This is a genomic window from Streptomyces sp. NPDC048297 (genome assembly GCF_043201585.1).
Classification (GTDB): domain Bacteria; phylum Actinomycetota; class Actinomycetes; order Streptomycetales; family Streptomycetaceae; genus Streptomyces.
This window is the reverse complement of sequence record NZ_JBICZA010000013.1, coordinates 31455-46975: the sequence shown is the minus strand read 5'-3', so window position 1 is coordinate 46975 and position 15521 is coordinate 31455. Positions and strand designations below refer to the sequence as shown.

The 15521-nt window shown below is 71.5% G+C and carries 16 protein-coding genes, 2 tRNA genes and 1 pseudogene; 7 read left to right on the top strand and 12 right to left on the bottom strand.

The window, feature by feature from the left end:
- The first annotated feature begins 61 nt into the window (after positions 1 to 61).
- The 5 genes and pseudogenes from ehuC (at position 62) to ACGFYV_RS16550 (ending at position 3400) form a co-directional block, all read left to right on the top strand.
- A pseudogene (ehuC, locus tag ACGFYV_RS16570) lies at positions 62 to 808 on the top strand (ectoine/hydroxyectoine ABC transporter permease subunit EhuC).
- Complete coding sequence (ehuD, locus tag ACGFYV_RS16565) at positions 805 to 1449, top strand: ectoine/hydroxyectoine ABC transporter permease subunit EhuD (RefSeq protein WP_393879079.1); 645 nt, start codon at positions 805 to 807, stop codon at positions 1447 to 1449. Before ehuC ends, ehuD begins: the two are co-directional and overlap by 4 nt.
- Entirely contained in the window at positions 1439 to 2260 is an 822-nt protein-coding gene (gene ehuA / locus ACGFYV_RS16560) for an ectoine/hydroxyectoine ABC transporter ATP-binding protein EhuA (RefSeq protein ID WP_393879078.1), read from the top strand. Before ehuD ends, ehuA begins: the two co-directional genes overlap by 11 nt.
- A 210-nt stretch (positions 2261 to 2470) precedes the next feature.
- A complete protein-coding gene (locus tag ACGFYV_RS16555) occupies positions 2471 to 3229 on the top strand; it encodes an IclR family transcriptional regulator (RefSeq protein ID WP_393879077.1) in 759 nt (252 codons plus the stop codon).
- A gap of 97 nt (positions 3230 to 3326) precedes the next feature.
- Positions 3327 to 3400 (top strand) — tRNA-Lys (locus ACGFYV_RS16550).
- Between the two features lie 80 nt (positions 3401 to 3480).
- Here ACGFYV_RS16550 and ACGFYV_RS16545 read toward each other — a convergent pair.
- The 4 genes from ACGFYV_RS16545 to ACGFYV_RS16530 all read right to left on the bottom strand — a co-directional run bounded on the left by ACGFYV_RS16545 (position 3481) and on the right by ACGFYV_RS16530 (position 7466).
- The gene (locus ACGFYV_RS16545; RefSeq protein ID WP_393879076.1) at positions 3481 to 3912 is read right to left on the bottom strand and encodes a hypothetical protein; all 432 of its coding nucleotides are present in this window, start codon (positions 3910 to 3912) and stop codon (positions 3481 to 3483) included.
- A gap of 115 nt (positions 3913 to 4027) precedes the next feature.
- Positions 4028 to 4633, bottom strand: coding sequence for a lytic polysaccharide monooxygenase (locus ACGFYV_RS16540; RefSeq protein WP_393879075.1), 606 nt, complete (start codon positions 4631 to 4633; stop codon positions 4028 to 4030).
- 145 nt (positions 4634 to 4778) lie between these two features.
- Positions 4779 to 5945, bottom strand: coding sequence for an SPFH domain-containing protein (locus tag ACGFYV_RS16535; protein ID WP_393879074.1), 1167 nt, complete (start codon positions 5943 to 5945; stop codon positions 4779 to 4781).
- Between the two features lie 216 nt (positions 5946 to 6161).
- The gene (locus ACGFYV_RS16530) at positions 6162 to 7466 is read right to left on the bottom strand and encodes a peptidoglycan-binding protein (RefSeq protein WP_393879073.1); all 1305 of its coding nucleotides are present in this window, start codon (positions 7464 to 7466) and stop codon (positions 6162 to 6164) included.
- 195 nt (positions 7467 to 7661) lie between these two features.
- On the opposite strand from ACGFYV_RS16530, the gene ACGFYV_RS16525 reads away from it, so the two are divergent.
- Positions 7662 to 7735: transfer RNA gene (locus ACGFYV_RS16525), tRNA-Lys, on the top strand.
- 66 nt (positions 7736 to 7801) lie between these two features.
- Positions 7802 to 8491 (top strand): FadR/GntR family transcriptional regulator, encoded by a 690-nt coding sequence (locus ACGFYV_RS16520; protein WP_393879072.1) that lies wholly within the window; start codon positions 7802 to 7804, stop codon positions 8489 to 8491.
- Positions 8492 to 8537: 46 nt separating this feature from the next.
- Here the strand turns inward: ACGFYV_RS16520 and ACGFYV_RS16515 are convergent, their stop codons facing one another.
- The 8 genes from ACGFYV_RS16515 to ACGFYV_RS16480 form a co-directional block, all read right to left on the bottom strand.
- Entirely contained in the window at positions 8538 to 9188 is a 651-nt protein-coding gene (locus tag ACGFYV_RS16515) for a class F sortase (protein ID WP_393879071.1), read from the bottom strand.
- A 13-nt stretch (positions 9189 to 9201) separates the two neighbouring features.
- Positions 9202 to 9837 (bottom strand): hypothetical protein, encoded by a 636-nt coding sequence (locus tag ACGFYV_RS16510; RefSeq protein WP_393879070.1) that lies wholly within the window; start codon positions 9835 to 9837, stop codon positions 9202 to 9204.
- An 87-nt stretch (positions 9838 to 9924) separates the two neighbouring features.
- Positions 9925 to 10704, bottom strand: a complete 780-nt coding sequence (locus ACGFYV_RS16505; protein ID WP_393879069.1) for an HAD-IIA family hydrolase — start codon at positions 10702 to 10704, stop codon at positions 9925 to 9927.
- Positions 10705 to 10940: 236 nt separating this feature from the next.
- The gene (locus ACGFYV_RS16500) at positions 10941 to 11996 is read right to left on the bottom strand and encodes a 2-aminoethylphosphonate ABC transporter substrate-binding protein (RefSeq protein WP_393879068.1); all 1056 of its coding nucleotides are present in this window, start codon (positions 11994 to 11996) and stop codon (positions 10941 to 10943) included.
- 53 nt (positions 11997 to 12049) lie between these two features.
- A complete protein-coding gene (locus ACGFYV_RS16495) occupies positions 12050 to 12847 on the bottom strand; it encodes an ABC transporter permease (protein WP_393879067.1) in 798 nt (265 codons plus the stop codon).
- Entirely contained in the window at positions 12834 to 13637 is an 804-nt protein-coding gene (locus ACGFYV_RS16490; RefSeq protein ID WP_393879224.1) for a 2-aminoethylphosphonate ABC transporter permease subunit, read from the bottom strand. Before ACGFYV_RS16490 ends, ACGFYV_RS16495 begins: the two co-directional genes overlap by 14 nt.
- Before the next feature lie 94 nt (positions 13638 to 13731).
- Positions 13732 to 14778 carry an ABC transporter ATP-binding protein gene (locus ACGFYV_RS16485; RefSeq protein ID WP_393879066.1) on the bottom strand — a complete coding sequence of 349 codons (1047 nt, stop codon included), beginning with the start codon at positions 14776 to 14778 and terminating at the stop codon, positions 13732 to 13734.
- Position 14779: 1 nt separating this feature from the next.
- Positions 14780 to 15436, bottom strand: coding sequence for an HAD family hydrolase (locus tag ACGFYV_RS16480; RefSeq protein ID WP_393879223.1), 657 nt, complete (start codon positions 15434 to 15436; stop codon positions 14780 to 14782).
- Positions 15437 to 15521: the final 85 nt, after the last annotated feature.

Sequence of the window (15521 nt, the reverse complement as noted above, 5' to 3'; positions counted from 1 at the left end):
ACCATCCCACCGGCGGCCCTGAAGACCGCCGACCTGTGCAAGGCCTGACGGGACCCCGTACATGAGCGGTTTCTTCTCCTATTTCTTCGGCCACATCTCCCAGGTGTGGTCCGGTCTCGCCGTCACGGTCGAGGCCACGGTCCTCGGTTCGGTCCTCGCCCTGGCCCTGTCCTTCGTGTTCGGCTTCATGGCGAACAGCGGGCCCGTGCTCGTACGGGGCACGTCCCGGGTCGTCGTGGAGTTCTTCCGCGGCACCTCGCTGTACGTCCAACTCTTCTGGCTGTACTACGCGTTCCCGCTGCTCGCCGGGTACCAGCTCACCCCGCTGCTGTGCGGCGTGGTGGCGTTCGGCATGAACTACGGTGCCTACGGCTCCGAAGTGGTGCGCGGCGCGCTGAACGCCGTTCCGAGGGCGCAGTGGTAGGCGGCGGTCGCGCTGAACATGACGCCGGCGCAGCGTATGCGCCGGGTGATCCTGCCCCAGGCGTGGGCGCAGATGATCCCGCCGTTCACCAACCTGCTGATCCAGCTGCTGAAGTGCACCCCGCTGCTGTGGCTGATCTCCGCGGCGGACCTGACGACGGTGGTCCAGCAGATGCGTGACCGTACCGGCGCGACCACCTGGGCCTATCTGACCCTGCTGGTGATGTACTTCGTGCTCGCCTACGCGCTGACGCTGGCGATGAACGCGCTGGAGCGGCACGCGAGGAGCAGGCTCGGACAGCACACCGGCGCCCGCGGCCTGCTGCGCGGTCGCAGCGCGCGGTCGGCGGAGCGGCCCCGGGCGACGGCGGGAGGTGCCCTGTGAACTACGACTGGGACTGGGGTGCCGTCCGGGACTCGCTGCCCCTGCTGTGGGACGGGTTTCTCACCACCTTGCTGGCCACCGTGCTCGGCACGCTGGTGGCCGCCGTCCTCGGGCTGGTCGTCGCCGTCGCGGGCCGGGCGCCGACCCGGCTGGTGACCGTTCCGGTCCGGGCGGTCACCGAGTTCGTCCGGTCGACGCCGCTGCTGGTTCAACTGGTCGGCGCCTACGCCGTGTTCAGCACGGTGCAGCCGCTGACCCTCGGGATCGCGGTGCTCGGCGTCCACTACGCCGCCTACCTCTCGGAGGTGTACCGGGCGGGGATCGACGGGGTGCCGAGGGGCCAGTGGGAGGCCTGCCGGGCGCTGTCGCTGTCACCGCGCCGCACCTGGCAGGCGGTGATCCTGCCGCAGGCGGTGCGCAGCGTGCTGCCGGCGCTGGGCAACTACGCCGTCTCCATGTTCAAGGAGACCCCGTTCCTGGCCGTCATCACGGTCACGGAGATGGTCGCGCGGGCCCGGGAGTACGGCGCGGACCACTTCACGTACGCCGAGACGTTCACGCTCGCGGGCCTGATCTTCCTGGCGGCCAGTTACCCGACCTCGCTTGTGATGAGAAAGCTGGAGCAGCGCCTTGGCCATTGACCCCCTGCGGAAGCCGACCCCCCAGGACGGGACCTCGGGCCCGCCCGCCGACCTGGTGCGCTTCGACCACGTGGTCAAGCGCTTCGGCGACCATGTCGTCCTGGACCGGCTGGACTTCGGCGTACAGCGCGGCAGGCACGTGACCCTGATCGGGCCGAGCGGCTCCGGCAAGACGACCATCCTGCGGCTGCTGATGACCTTGGAGCGGGTCAGCGACGGCGTGATCTGGGTGGACGGCGAGCCGCTGTCCCACATGCGCGGCGCGGACGGCGAGCTGAGGCCGGCGAGCGAGAAGTACCTGCGCGGCGCCCGCCGGAAGATCGGGATGGTCTTCCAGCAGTTCAACCTGTTCCCGAACATGAAGGTGCTGCAGAACATCACGGAGGTGCCGGTCGGCGTCCTCGGGCTGGAGAAGGAGGAGGCCGAGCAGCGGGCGCGCGAGCTCCTCGACCTGGTCGGGCTCTCCGACAAGGTCGACGCGCACCCCTCGCAGCTCTCGGGCGGCCAGCAGCAGCGGGTGGCGATCGCGCGGGCGCTCGCCATGCGCCCGGAGATCCTGCTGCTGGACGAGGTGACCTCCGCGCTCGACCCGGAGCTGGTCGCGGGCGTCCTCGATCTGCTCAGGGACATCGCCCGCTCCACGGACATCATCCTGCTGTGCGTGACCCACGAGATGGGTTTCGCCCGGGACGTCTCCGACACGGTGATGATGTTCGACTCGGGCCGGGTCGTCGAGGCGGGCCCACCGGAGAAGATCTTCAGCGATCCGGAACAGTCCCGTACCCGGGAATTCCTGAGCGCGGTGCTGTGACTACGGGGCGTGAGGGCCGAATGGGTCGAGGTCCGGACGTTGGGCGATGACTCTGACATACGCCAGAGGATCTGCACCCCAGTTGGGAGGGGGCGGCGGGCGGCACAATCTCGCCAACCCCCTCTCCCCGGCGGGCCTTTGCCCGTTATCGTGGTACCGATCCGCCGACCGGATCTCGCGGCCACAGACAGGCGAGCGCAGGGGGAAACCGTGGCGCTGATGAACGAGCCGACCGCCCCGTACCACTCGGCCCAGGACGCCCTGCGCATCCTGGAGACCGTGGCCCGTCACTCCGCCGGCATCACCGACACCGAGCTGGCCCGTGACACGGGCCTGGGCGCCGAGCGGCTGACCGCGCTGCTGCGCATGCTGCGCCGCGAGGGCTACGTCGAGCAGATATCCGACGGGGCGTACGTCAACGGTGACACCCTGCGCCGGCTCACCTCGGCGCACGACCGCGAGCAGGCCCTGCGCGAGAAGCTCCAGCACACCCTGGACCGGCTGCGGGACTCCGTCGGCGCGGCCGTCTACATGAGCCGGTACGTGGACGGCGAGGTCCGGGTCACCCAGTACGCCGCCGGTCCGGCCACCCCCGCGGTCAACGAGTGGGTCGACTTCCGCTGCTCCGCCCACGCCACCGCCGTCGGCAAGAGCCTGCTGACCCAGCTGGACCACAACGGCCGCCGCGACCACCTCTCCCGGCACAGGATGCCCCGCCTCACCTCGCGCACCATCACCAGCGACAAGCTGCTGCTGTCCCGCCTGGAGTCCCAGCCGCCGACGGTGCCCGTCCTCGACCTGCAGGAGTACGCGGTCGGCACGGTCTGCGCGGCCGTCCCGATCACGGCGGGCTCCTCGGTCGGCTGCCTGGCGCTGTCCCTGCCGGTGGAGCACGCGCACCGGCTGAAGCAGGCCGCGGACACCCTCAACCGCGGCGCGGCGCCGCTGCTGCTCTCCCTGACCCTCTGACCGGCCAGGCCGGTGGTCACGAGCACCCTCCCGGACCGGGTAGTATTTTTCTCGTCGTCGGCCGCGGAACGAGAAAACCGCGGAAGGCGTGAGTCATGCGCCGCTAGCTCAGTTGGTTAGAGCAGCTGACTCTTAATCAGCGGGTCCGGGGTTCGAGTCCCTGGCGGCGCACAGAAGAAGGGCCTCTCGCGCGAGCGAGGGGCCCTTCGGCGTTCCCCTCACGCGTCCGCGCTCACTCCGGGCGAGACCCCTCAGAAGCGCGGCAGCGTCGTCCACAGGTAGATCAGGATGACGGCCGCGACCGCGAGGCCGACCAGCCAGACGGCCGTGCTCGCCGCGTCCTTGCCGACCTGGGGCTCGCCGGCGGTGGCCCGGTCCGGCTCGTGCGCGGCGTAGTGGACGAGGACCAGCTCGCCCTCGGCGCGGTCGACGGGACCGCCGGCCTCCTTGAAGCGGACGGCCCGGCCGTCCTGGGTGGTGTAGTCGTACTCGTGCCACTGCACCCGGCGGGCCACGTTGTCGACGAACTGGGTGGTGACCCACGCCCGCACCACGCGGGCCTGCGCGGTCAGACCGCTCTCCCAGGCGGCCCGTCTCTGCCGCGTGCGGCGGACCAGCCCCACGGCGCTCGCGACGAGGAAGCCGAGCAGGACGAGCATGCATATGTCGAAGAAGGCGCCCATGGCGCACGTACCCCCGTACGTCGGTTGTCAGGTCTCGCGTGCGCCGGTACAGGACCGGACCAGACCGGACCGGAGCCGGCCGTACCGGCGCACGCGGACCCTACCCGAGGGGGGATCAGAAGGTGACGTCGGAGCAGGCGTAGAACGCGTTGCCCGTGTCCGCGATCGTCCACACCGCGAGGATGACGTGGTGGCCGCTCAGCCCGGACGGCAGGGTGCCACTGTGGCTGAGGGTGGCCGGCGGGCGCTGGCCGTTGTACGGCACCGTCAGGAACGGGGTGAGGTCGAGGTCCGAGCGGGACAGGTTGTGGTTCTGGTTCCAGCCCGGCTTGGTGACGTAGTACCTGAAGTCCGTCGTGGCGTGCATGGCCGTGAACTGCCAGCGGAAGGTGTACGACTGGCCGCCGGTCACCTTCGTCGTGGGCCAGGCCGCGCCGGACGGCGTGGTGGGCGAGCTGAGCTGGGCGAAGCGGCTCAGGCCGCCGTTGCAGATCTGGCCGTCGGCGGGTCCGGCGGCCGGGAAGCCCTTGGGGCCCTCGACGCTCTGCGGCTCCCACTGGATGTCGCCGCAGTTCGTCACGGTGCCGTTCTGGCAGAGCTTCTGCCTGCTGATGGGGAGGTCCGTGTAGCCGTGCCCGCTGGCGCCGCCGGTGGAGAGCGCGAACGCTCCGGCGGTCACCACGCCCAGCACGGCCGCGGACACCTTGGTCTTGGTGCGCATGCTGTCGCTCCTGGAGAACGTGGGGGAAGTTCCTGAGCTGAGCCGAGCTGTGCAGTAGGTCTAGACCAAGTGCCAGATTATTGCCATCAGTTGAACATGTCCATACCGGTCGCGGTACGGGGCGCCCGGCCTGTTCCGGGTCCGCTCACGCCGGTTCCCCGCGCCCCGAGCAGAACGCCACCGTCAGATCCCGGACCAGGAGCCCGCGTTCGTGGTCGTCGAGTTCGACGAGCCCGCGCACGGTCAGCCGGGTCACCGTGTCCTCCACCGAGTCCACGACCGAGCTGAGCATCACGGACCGCTGCTGCGCGTCCAGGGCGGCGATCCGGCGCCGGTGCATCGCGGCGGCGACCTCCGGGTCGTACTCCACCCGCACCGGCTGCACCGAGAACACCTCCAGGCCCACCGGCGCCGTGTCCGCCGCCACCATCCGGGTCAGCGCCTCCCCCGCCGCGTCCGTCGCGCCCCGCGTCCCGCCCGGCGGCTCCACCGGCACCCGGGCCAGGGCCGCCTCCACGCACTCGCGCAGGTACCGCTCGTGCTCCTCGACCCCGAGCAGCGCCCGCGCGGTGTCCCGCACCCGCCACACCACCAGGACGGCCACCCGCAGCGCGACCCCGTTCGCGTCCGCCGCGGGGATCGCCTCGCTGCGCCAGTGCCGCAGCCGTACGTCCGCCCGGCGCCGCCGCAGCATCGGGTTCACCCAGAGCAGCCCGGTACGGCGGACCGTGCCCTGGTAGCGGCCGAACAGACCGAGCACGAAGGCCCGTCCGGTCCTGCCCCGGGCCAGCCCGCCGAAGCCGGCGAGGCCGAGCGCGCCGGCCCCGGCGTACGCCGCCCACTGCTCCGGGCCGAGCCCCGCGCCCGTGGCGGCCGGCAGGCGCAGCGCCTCCACCGCGAGCGGCGGCAGCACCCCCGCCCACCAGGAGGTGGCCAGGCAGCCGGCGATGCCGCCCACCCCGGCGAACACCCCGGCCGCGCCGGGCAGCACCCGGGCCGGCCGCTCCACCAGTTCCGGGTCGATCCGTGGCACCGGGCGACCGCGGAACGGGCCCGCCCGGTGCCCGAGGCGCGGCTGCTCGCCGGTGCCCTGCCTGCGGCCCACCACGGCGGGCTTCAACGGCGCGTCGGGCTTCAACGGCACGGACACGGGGCCGGGTTCGTCGCGGAAGAGCAGGTGGACGGGGATCTCGGTGGTGACCTCGTTCTGGATGAGCCGGGGCGGACGGGTGGTCGTGCCCGTGGCGAGGGGCGTGCCCTCGGGAAGTTCCTCGGGCTCGGGCGTGTGTGACGTGGTCGTACTCGTACTCATGCGTGCCTCCAGCCTCCGCGCCAGATGCTTCATGACAAGGGATCGAGAAATCGAGAGATCGAGGGATCGGGGGATCGAGGGATCGGGGGATCGAGGGACGGGGAACGGGGGCGGCCCGCCCGGAACGGCATGCGCGAGACCGCCCGACCGAGGCCGGCATGCGCGAGACCGCTCGACCCGGACGGCGTACGCGCGAGACCGCCCGCCGGGGCGGCCCTACGCGAACAGCCGGCGCCAGGTCTCCGGTCCCGGATAGCCGTCCGCCGCACCGCCGCGCCAGCCCTGGTCGCGCTGGAAGGCCTCCACCGCCCGCCGGTCCGCCTCGCCCCAGACCGGTCCGGGACCGGTGTCGTAGAACCTGCCGAATCCTTCCTTCACCAACTGCCGCCCCAACTGCGTGACGTACTCGTTCTCCGCGCCCGGCCGGAAGTGGTTCCGGCCGGGGTAGCCGGGCACACCGTGCGAGGCGGGCCGCCCGGGACCGCCCGCGCGGACTCCGATGTCCTTGCCCTCGCCCGACACCAGGAGTTCCCAGGTCCGGGGCCCCGGCAGCCCGTCGGCTGCCGTACCGGTCCAGCCCTGGGCCTGCTGGAACGCCTGGGTCGCCCGCTTGTCGGCCTCGCCCCAGACCGGTCCCGGACCCTTGGTGTAGGAGGAGGCGGCGCCGCGGGCCACGAGCATCTCGCCGAGCATGGTCACGTACTTGTTGTCGGCACCGGGTCCGAAGGACGACGCACCCGGATAGGGGACCACCTTGGCCGCGGCGCCCGACTCCGCGCCCGCCGTGCCGCTCGTGAGGGCCTTGTAGCGGTAGGGGAGGTACTTGTTGGCGTTGCTCCAGTACTGGTAGGGCGTGGGCTGGGTGCGAGTGCGCGGCGGCGTCTGCTCGTACACCGTGTAGTAGGTGTGCGTGTAGTCCGTCCAGCCGTCGAAGATCACGACGTGGGATCCCTTCTCGGGGTTGTCCTTGTTGTGGAAGAGCAGCATGTCGCCGGGTTGCAGCTCGTCCTTGGTGATCTTCACGCCGAACTGGTCCAGGCTGCCCGTCCATTCGTTCGCCGCCAGCCCCCAGGCCATGGAGACATAGCCCGAGCAGTCCTGCCGGTACCCGTCGGTCCAGTAGGAGGTCATGCTGTAGGGCACCTTGGCGGCGATCCAGATCTTGGCCCGGTTGATGATCGCGGTGCGGGTGGTGGCGGGGGCCTTGGTGGTCGAGGGCTTGGTCCCGCCGCCCGCCGGACCGTGCAGCGGGGCCCGGGGGCCCTGCGGGGTGTCGGACGCGCCGTCCGCCCTGGTGGCGCCGGGCCGGGGCGGGGAGTCGGGAACGGAGTGGGCGGCGGCCGGGGTGACCGCGCCGAGGACGGCGGACGCGGCGGCGGCCATGACCATGGCGCCCCGGACCGCCGGGTGACCGCCACAGCGGCCGGACAGCGGGCGGGGGGACACCCGCCGCACCTGGACGCAGCCGGGGCAGACACAGTCGCTCGCCGGGTCGAATTCCTCGAACACCGGAGCTCCCATGCGATCTGCCTCACATTCGGGGTGGATTTGTCCGCGAGTGTGCACGTTGATCAGTTTCACAACTGTCCACGGGACGCGCATGTTGACGGTCCGAATGATGTACGGCCACCGGGGGGCGCACAGCGCGGGAACAGCGGGGGCCACCGGCCGGTCGGAGCACCCCTCCAGGTCATGTAGAGTTTTCTTCGTCAGCAGGCGCCGCTAGCTCAGTTGGTTAGAGCAGCTGACTCTTAATCAGCGGGTCCGGGGTTCGAGTCCCTGGCGGCGCACAGACAGGAAAGGGTCCCTCGTACACGCGAGGGGCCCTTTTACTTTTGGCCGGATACCCTCTGGCCATGGCAGCCCGGGATCTTCAGGAACGGATCAAGAAGCTCATCGTCGACCGCCGGCTGCCCTCGGGCGCCCCGCTGCCGACCGAGCCGGAGCTGATGGAGTTCCTGGGGGCGAGCCGGAACTCGGTGCGGGAGGCGCTGAAGGCGCTGCAGGCGATGGGGATCGTCGAGATCAGGCACGGGTTCGGGACGTACGTCGGCCCGATGTCCCTCGCGCCGATGATCGAGGGACTCGCCTTCCGCACGGTCGCCGGGCACTACCGGGGCGAGGACTCACTGCTCCAGCTGCTGGAGTTGCGGGAGGCCGTCGAGACCGGGCTCGTCTCACGGCTGGCCGGGCGGCTGCCGGAGGCGGATCTCGCCGAACTCGACCGGCTCGCGGACCGGATGGAGGAGCAGGCGGCCCGGGAAACCACCCTCGCCGAGACCGACCGCGCGTTTCACGCCACGCTCTACCGGGGCCTGGACAACGTCCTGCTGAGCGAGGTGCTGGAGGCGTTCTGGGACGCGTTCCACCGGGTCCGGCGGGACCTGCTGGACCTGCCGCACGACCCCCGCGTCACCTGCCGGCAGCACCGGGAGATCCTCGACGCGGTCCGCTCCGGCGACTCCGTACGGGCCGAGCGGGCCATAAGGGACCACTTCGGCGACATCCGCGCACGCTTGTCCCCCGTGGCCACGCTCGATCACTGACCACCGCGTTCCGCGCCGCGCGATCACGCCCCGGACCCGCGGGTGCTCAGGGGGTGGTGCCGGTGAGGTAGGCCGAGACGATCACGTTGGCCGTGTAGGTGTGGCTGGTGCGGTCGAAGGTGCCGCCGCAGGTGATCAGCCGCAGCTCGGCGCGGCCGGGCACGCGGGGGCCGTAGGCGAGCTGGGCGTCGAAGTGGTCGACGGGCAGGACCCGTACGTCGTCGATGGTGAACTCGGCGACCTTGCCGTCGGAGCGGACCACGCGGACCGTCTCTCCGGGCTTGAGGGTGCTGAGCTGGTAGAAGACGGCGCGCCCGGTCTCGGTGTCGACGTGCCCGACCAGCAGCGCGGGCCCTGTCGCGCCCGGTGTCACCCCGCCGCGGTACCAGCCGACGACGCCGGGCTGGTCGAAGGGCGGCGGGTCGATGGCGCCCCGGGAGTCGAGGCCGCGGGCCACCACCGGGGCCTGGATGCCCAGTTCGGGGATGTCGACGCGCCGCGGGAGCGCGGTGTCCAGCGGTTTCGCCGGGTCGGGCAGCTGGAACGTGCCGAGGCCGGCCACGTCGCCGCGGGTGGGCCCGTCGGGAAGGCCGGTCAGGTCACGGCCCCACAGCCACAGCCCGAGCAGCAGGACGGCCCAGGCGAGGACCCTGGTCAGACGCCCGGTGCCGGTGAGGGAACCCTGGTCGTCGGACATGACGGCGCGGCCCTCACTCCGTGCCGCGGCTCCGGCGGGCCCTGAGCACCCCGACGGCGGCCGCGGCACATCCGGCGAGCGCCAGGCCCGTCACGGCCTGGGCGGTGTCGGGCCCGGATCCGGTGGTGGCCACCGTGGCGAAGTGGGCGGCGCCGCGCTCGGCGGCCTCGTCCTGGGCCGCGGGGCCGCCCGGGGCGGTGCCGCCGCCGCCCGCGTGGACGGGGGCGTCGGGTGAGGCGAGCGCGTCGGGTTCGTCGGACGACGACTGGTCCGGGGTCCGCCCGGACTGGCCGTCGGCCCGGTTCACGACCGTGATCCGCTCGGTGAAGGACGAGCCGCCGCAGCTGACCCTGACGTCGTAGGCGCCGGGCTCCAGCGAGGAGCGCACCCGGGTGTCGCCGCCCAGGGCGCCCTGGGAGCCGGTCAGCCGGGCGTCGGAGACGAACGCGTCCGAGACGGCGGTGCCCTGCGAGCCGGAGCAGCCGCGCACCCGGAGCGACACGTCGGTGCCCGGGGCCGGGGAGGCCGGGGTCATGGTGACTCCGCCTTCGTTGGTGCCGCCGTCCGCCGCATGGGCGGCGTGGGCCGCGGGGGTGAGCGCGACGACGGCGAGGATTCCGGTACAGAGAGTGAGGCGAAGTGAGCCCATCGTGAAAACCTCCAGATACTGGGAGGCTCCCCCGTACCGTGCGCCTCCGCATCCTCGGGAGGCGCACGCTTGCTCCATACGGGTGGCTCAGACCATGTCGACCAGGTCCGCGATGGAGTCGGCGATCCGGGAGGGGCGGAAGGGGTAGCGGTCGATGTCCTCGGGCTGGGTGACACCGGTCAGCACCAGGAAGGTGCGCATGCCGGCCTCCAGGCCCGCGAGGACGTCGGTGTCCATGCGGTCGCCGATCATCGCGGAGGTCTCGGAGTGGCCGCCGATCACATTGAGCCCGGCCCGCATCATCAGCGGGTTGGGCTTGCCGACGAAGTACGGCTTCTTGCCGGTCGCGGCGGTGATCAGGGCGGCGACCGAGCCGGTGGCGGGCAGGTCGCCCTCGGTGGAGGGGCCGACGTTGTCCGGGTTGGTGGCGATGAACCGGGCGCCGCCGTTGATGAGGCGTACGGCCTTGGTGAGGGCCTCGAAGGAGTAGGTGCGGGTCTCGCCGAGGATCACGAAGTCGGGTTCGTGGTCGGTGAGGATGTAGCCGACGTCGTGCAGGGCGGTGGTCAGGCCCGCCTCGCCGATGACGTAGGCGGTGCCGCCGGGCCGCTGGTCGTCCACGAACTGGGCGGTGGCGAGGGCCGAGGTCCAGATGTTCTCGACCGGCACCTCAAGGCCCATCCGCTGCAGCCGGGCGTGCAGATCGCGGGCCGTGTAGATGGAGTTGTTGGTGAGCACCAGGAAGGGCCGTCCGGACTCGCGCAGCTTCTTCACGAAGGCGTCGGCGCCGGGGATCGGAACGCCCTCGTGGATCAGGACACCGTCCATGTCGGTGAGCCACGACTCGATGGGCTTGCGGTCTGCCATGTGTGCGTCTCCTGGCGTGCGTACGGTCGAGAAGGGGCGCCGGAACCACGGCGTACCGACGCCCCCAGCCTAGTCAGGAGGTCCGGGTCCTGACCCGGGTGCGGACATGGCGACGCCCCCGGTGGTCCCGGGGGCGTCGCACGCCGGACGCGTTGCCGGCGCGGATCAGTTGCCGGTGCGGATCAGCCGCTGTCAGTTGCCGGTGCGGATCGACTGCTGTCAGCAGTCGGCGTGGATCAGCTGCCGGTGGCGGACTTCCAGTCCTCGACGTAGGTGGCGAGGTTGTCGGAGATGTCGGTCCAGTCAGGGTTGAAGATGTCGACGCCGTCCATCACCTTGGTGAGCGCGATGGCGTTGGCGTCGGTGGCCTTGACGTCCTGGCGGGCGCTGAAGCCGCCGCCGATCTCGCTGACCTCCTGCTGCTGCTTCTGGTCGAGCATGAAGTCGAGCAGCTTCTTGCCGTTCTCGCTGTGCGGGGCCTTGGTGACCAGGCCGGCCGCGTACGGCAGGGCGAACGTGGTGGGCTTGCCGCCCTTCGCGGCGGGGAACCAGATACCAAGGTTGGGCATGTCCTTGGACTGCGCGTAGTTCATCTGCACATCGCCGTTGGCGACGAGCAGTTCACCCTTGTCCACCTTGGGGGCGAGCTTGCCGGTGGAGGCGGACGGGCCGACGTTGTTGGCCTGGAGCTTCTTCAGGTAGGCGAGAGCCGGCTCCTTGCCGCCGAAGTCGTGCATCGCCTTGATCAGGACGGCCGTGCCGTCACCGGCGACGCCCGGGGTGGAGTACTGGAGCTTGTTCTTGAACGAGCCGTCGAGGAGCTGCTCCCAGGTGGTGGGGGCCTGCTTCAGCTCCTTCTTGTTGTAGATGAAGCCGAAGTAGTTGTTGACGACCGCGGTCCAGGTGCCGTCGGGCGCCTTGTCGGCGCCGCTGACCTGCACGGAGCCCTTCGGCTCGTACTTCTCCAGCAGGCCCTTGCCGTCGGCCTGCTGGATGAACGGCGGCAGGGTGACCAGCACGTCGGCCTGCGGGTTGTTCTTCTCGCGGACGGCGCGCTGCACCATCTCGCCGGAGCCGCCCTCGACGTACTTGACCTTGATGCCGGTCTGCTTGGTGAAGTCCGCGAAGACCTTGTCGTACCAGCCGTCGCCGTTCTCGCCCTTGAGGCCGTCGGCGCTGTAGACGGTGACGACCTTCTCGTCGGAGGCGGAGGAGGAGCCGCCGCAGGCGGACAGCAGCGGGGTGGCGACGAGGCAGACGGCGATGGCGAGCTTGAGGGTGTTTCTGGGCATGACGGGGTGAACTCCTTGCGGCGAAAGGGGTGGTGAGGAGCGGAGCGTCAGGGTCAGCGGTAGGAGGCGCGGGTGCGGATCCGGGAGACGGCGAACAGGACGAGGAGGGTCGCCGCCATGAGGACCACGGCGACGGCGGAGCCCGCGAACAGGGCGCCGCGGTCGGTGGCCGCGTAGATGAGGACGGGCAGGGGGGTCCAGTCGGGCGGGTAGAGCATCATCGTGGCGCTCAGCTCGCCCATGGACAGGGCGAAGCAGAGGCCGGCCGCGGCGGTGAGCGACGGCAGCAGGAGCGGCAGCCGCACCCGCCACAGGACGTAGGCGGGCCGGGCGCCGAGGGAGGCGGCGGCCTGTTCGTACGCCGGGTCGAGGCGGGTGATGGCCGCCGACACGGACTGGTAGGCGAAGGCGGTGACCAGCACGGTGTGGGCGATGATCACGATCCACCGGGTGCCGTTGAGCAGGATCGGCGGCTTGGAGAAGGCCACCAGCACCGACAGTCCGACGACGACCGACGGCACGGCCACCGGCAGGACGAACAGCGCGTCCAGCACCCGGCGGTAGCGCTTCTTCAGCGCCGCCCCGGCCAGCGCGGCCCAGGTGCCGGCGGCCAGCGCGAGCAGGCTCGCGGTGACGGCGGTGACCAGGCTGGTGGTCAGGGCCTGGAGGGACTCGCCGCGGGTGGCGGTGCGGTAGTGGTCGAAGGTCAGGCCCGAGGGCAGGACGCTGGACCAGTGGGTGGCGAAGGAGGCACCCAGGACGACCAGGAGGGGCAGGGCGAACAGGGGCAGGAAGAGGACCAGGAACACGGCCCACACGACCCACTTGGCCTTGCGGCTATGCACCAGCACGACGGCTCACCACCCGGTAGAGGCCGTACAGCCCCACGGAGATCAGGACGTTGACGACGGCGACCACGCACGCGCCCGGATAGTCGGACTCGAGGATCGCCTTGCTGTAGACGAGCATCGGCAGGGTCGTGACGCCCTTGGCGCCGGTGAACAGCACGATGCCGAACTCGTTGAGGCACAGCACCAGGACGAGGCTGCCGCCTGCCGCGAGCGCGGGCAGCGCCTCCGGCAGGATCACCTGCCGCACGATGCGCGGGGCGCGGGCGCCGAGCGAACTGGCCGCCTCCAGCTGGGCGGTGTCCAGCTGGGAGAAGGCGGCGAGCAGCGGCCGCATCACGAACGGCGTGAAGTAGGTGACCTCCGCCAGGAGCACGCCCCAGGGCGTGGTCAGGAACTGGAAGGGTCCGTTCGCCGCGCCCGTGACGTCCGTCCACAGCCCGTTGGCCATGCCGACGGTGCCGTAGATGAACAGCAGCGCCAGGGTGATCAGAAAGGACGGGAAGGACAGGAACACGTCGATGAACCGCGCCACCGCCTTCGCCCCGGGGAACGGCACGAACGCGATGACCAGCGCCAGCAGGAACCCGAGGACCACGCACCCCACGGTGGAGGCCAGCGCCAGCCACACGGTGGTCCACAGCGCGTGCCGGAACGCCTCCGAGGCGAAGACGTCGGTGTACGGCTGCAGGGAGGTGCCGCCGCTGTCCGGCTGGAAGGACTGCTGGACGACGAGGGCGAGGGGGTAGAGGAAGAAGAGGGCGAGGAGGGCTATGGGAGGAAGGGTCCACATGAGCGCCCCGAAGGAGCGCGGGGCCCTGTTCGCGTCGCGGCTGCCGCCGCGCGGGCGCGACCCGCCCCGGACGGCCCGCGCGCCCTGTACGGCCTCAGCCACGGCCCACCCCCGCGGGCAGCAGCACCGCGTCCTCGGGGGCGAAGTGCAGGGCCACCTCGTCGCCGAGCCACGGCGGGTTCTTCAGCTCCAGCAGGTCCGCCATGACCCGGTGCCCGTCGACGTCGACGTACAGCCGGTGCGTGGCGCCGCGCCACTGGATCTCGGTGACGGTGCCGACGATCCGGTTGGGGCCCTCGCCGAGCCCGACCAGGTGCGGCCGTACGCACAGCGTGGCCTGCGCCCCGGCGAGCACCCCGTCGGTGTCGACCTTCAGCTCGGTGCCCTCGAAGGAGACGCAGCCCTCGCCGACGGTCACCGGGACGAGGTTCGCGCCGCCCACGAAGGACGCGGTGAACTCGTTGGCCGGGGAGCGGTACAGCTCCCGCGGTGTCCCGCAGGCCTGCAGCCGCGCCTTGTCCATCACCGCGATCCGGTCGGCGAGCGTGAGGGCCTCGACCTGGTCGTGGGTGACGTACAGCATCGAGACGTCCGGCAACTCGCGGTGCAGCCGGGCCAGTTCGGCCAGCATCCCGGAGCGCAGCTGGGCGTCCAGGGCGGACAGCGGCTCGTCCAGGAGCAGCACGTCCGGCCGGATGGCGAGCGCGCGGGCGATGGCGATGCGCTGCTGCTGGCCGCCGGACAGCTCCCGGGGGTGGCGGCGGGCGTAGGCGGCCATGCCGGTCATCTCCAGCGCCTCGGCGACCCGCTGCCGTATCTCGCCCTTGGGGGTCTTGCGGGCCTTCAGTCCGAAGGCCACGTTCTCGTCCACCCGCAGGTGCGGGAAGAGGGCGTACTGCTGGACGACCATGCCGATGCCGCGCTGGTGCGGCGGCAGGTCCGTCACGTCCCGGTCGCCGAGGAACACGCGCCCGGAGGCGGGCCGTACGAACCCGGCGACCGCCCGCAGCGCGGTGGTCTTGCCGGATCCGGACGGCCCGAGGAGCGCCATGACCTCGCCGGGCTCGACGGTCAGGTCGAGCGAGTCGAGGACGACGTTGCCGTCGTAGGCGACCGTGACGGAGTCGAAGCGGATGCCCATCTCACCGGGCTCCCGTGAGCAGGGCGGGCAGGGCGGCGACGGAGTCCAGGACGTGGGTGGCGCCCGCCTTCTCGAAGGCGGCGTCGTCGTGGGCGCCGGTGCGGACACCGATGACGACGCCCGCTCCGGCGCGTACGCCGCTGAGCACGTCGTAGGAGGTGTCGCCGACGACGGCGACCTGCCGGACGTCCTCGGCGGCCTTGGTCCGCACGAAGGCCTCCAGGACCATGTCCGGGTACGGCCGCCCGCGCCCGCCGGCGTCGGCCGGGCACAGGGTGAGCGGGACGAGGTCCTGCCAGCCGAGCGCGGCCAGGATGGCGTCCTGGGTGACCCGGGCGAAGCCGGTGGTCAGGACGACGGTACGGCCGTCGGCGATCAGTTCCTCGATGGCCTCGCGGGCACCGGGGACCGGGGCGATGAGCCCGGCGTCGACGAGGTCGCCGTACGCCTTCTCGAACGCGGTGTTGGCGCGCTGGGCGAGGTCCTCGTCGCCGAACAGGTGCCGGAAGACGGAGATCTTGGACTCGCCCATGGTGGCGCGGACGTAGTCCAGCTTCTCGGTGTGGTCGGCGGAGCCGGGCTCGACGCCCAGCTCGGTGGCGGCCGCCTCGAAGGCGCGCTCGACGAGGCCGCCGTCGGCGACGGTGGTGCCCGCCATGTCGAGGACGACGAGACGGATGTCGCGGGTGTCGCCGGTGTCTCGGGGGTCGCGGGTGTCGCGGATGTCGCGGATGTCGGTGGTC

Excerpts from the sequence above, each read along its gene's own strand:
- ACGFYV_RS16545 (WP_393879076.1), bottom strand. The coding sequence starts at position 3,912 with ATGGGCGCCTTCTTCGACATATGCATGCTCGTCCTGCTCGGCTTCCTC.
- ACGFYV_RS16540 (WP_393879075.1), bottom strand. The coding sequence starts at position 4,633 with ATGCGCACCAAGACCAAGGTGTCCGCGGCCGTGCTGGGCGTGGTGACC.
- ACGFYV_RS16535 (WP_393879074.1), bottom strand. The coding sequence starts at position 5,945 with ATGAGTACGAGTACGACCACGTCACACACGCCCGAGCCCGAGGAACTT.
- ACGFYV_RS16530 (WP_393879073.1), bottom strand. The coding sequence starts at position 7,466 with ATGGGAGCTCCGGTGTTCGAGGAATTCGACCCGGCGAGCGACTGTGTC.
- ACGFYV_RS16520 (WP_393879072.1), top strand. The coding sequence starts at position 7,802 with ATGGCAGCCCGGGATCTTCAGGAACGGATCAAGAAGCTCATCGTCGAC.
- ACGFYV_RS16515 (WP_393879071.1), bottom strand. The coding sequence starts at position 9,188 with ATGTCCGACGACCAGGGTTCCCTCACCGGCACCGGGCGTCTGACCAGG.
- ACGFYV_RS16510 (WP_393879070.1), bottom strand. The coding sequence starts at position 9,837 with ATGGGCTCACTTCGCCTCACTCTCTGTACCGGAATCCTCGCCGTCGTC.
- ACGFYV_RS16505 (WP_393879069.1), bottom strand. The coding sequence starts at position 10,704 with ATGGCAGACCGCAAGCCCATCGAGTCGTGGCTCACCGACATGGACGGT.
- ACGFYV_RS16500 (WP_393879068.1), bottom strand. The coding sequence starts at position 11,996 with ATGCCCAGAAACACCCTCAAGCTCGCCATCGCCGTCTGCCTCGTCGCC.
- ACGFYV_RS16490 (WP_393879224.1), bottom strand. The coding sequence starts at position 13,637 with ATGTGGACCCTTCCTCCCATAGCCCTCCTCGCCCTCTTCTTCCTCTAC.
- ACGFYV_RS16485 (WP_393879066.1), bottom strand. The coding sequence starts at position 14,778 with ATGGGCATCCGCTTCGACTCCGTCACGGTCGCCTACGACGGCAACGTC.
- ACGFYV_RS16480 (WP_393879223.1), bottom strand. The coding sequence starts at position 15,436 with ATGGCGGGCACCACCGTCGCCGACGGCGGCCTCGTCGAGCGCGCCTTC.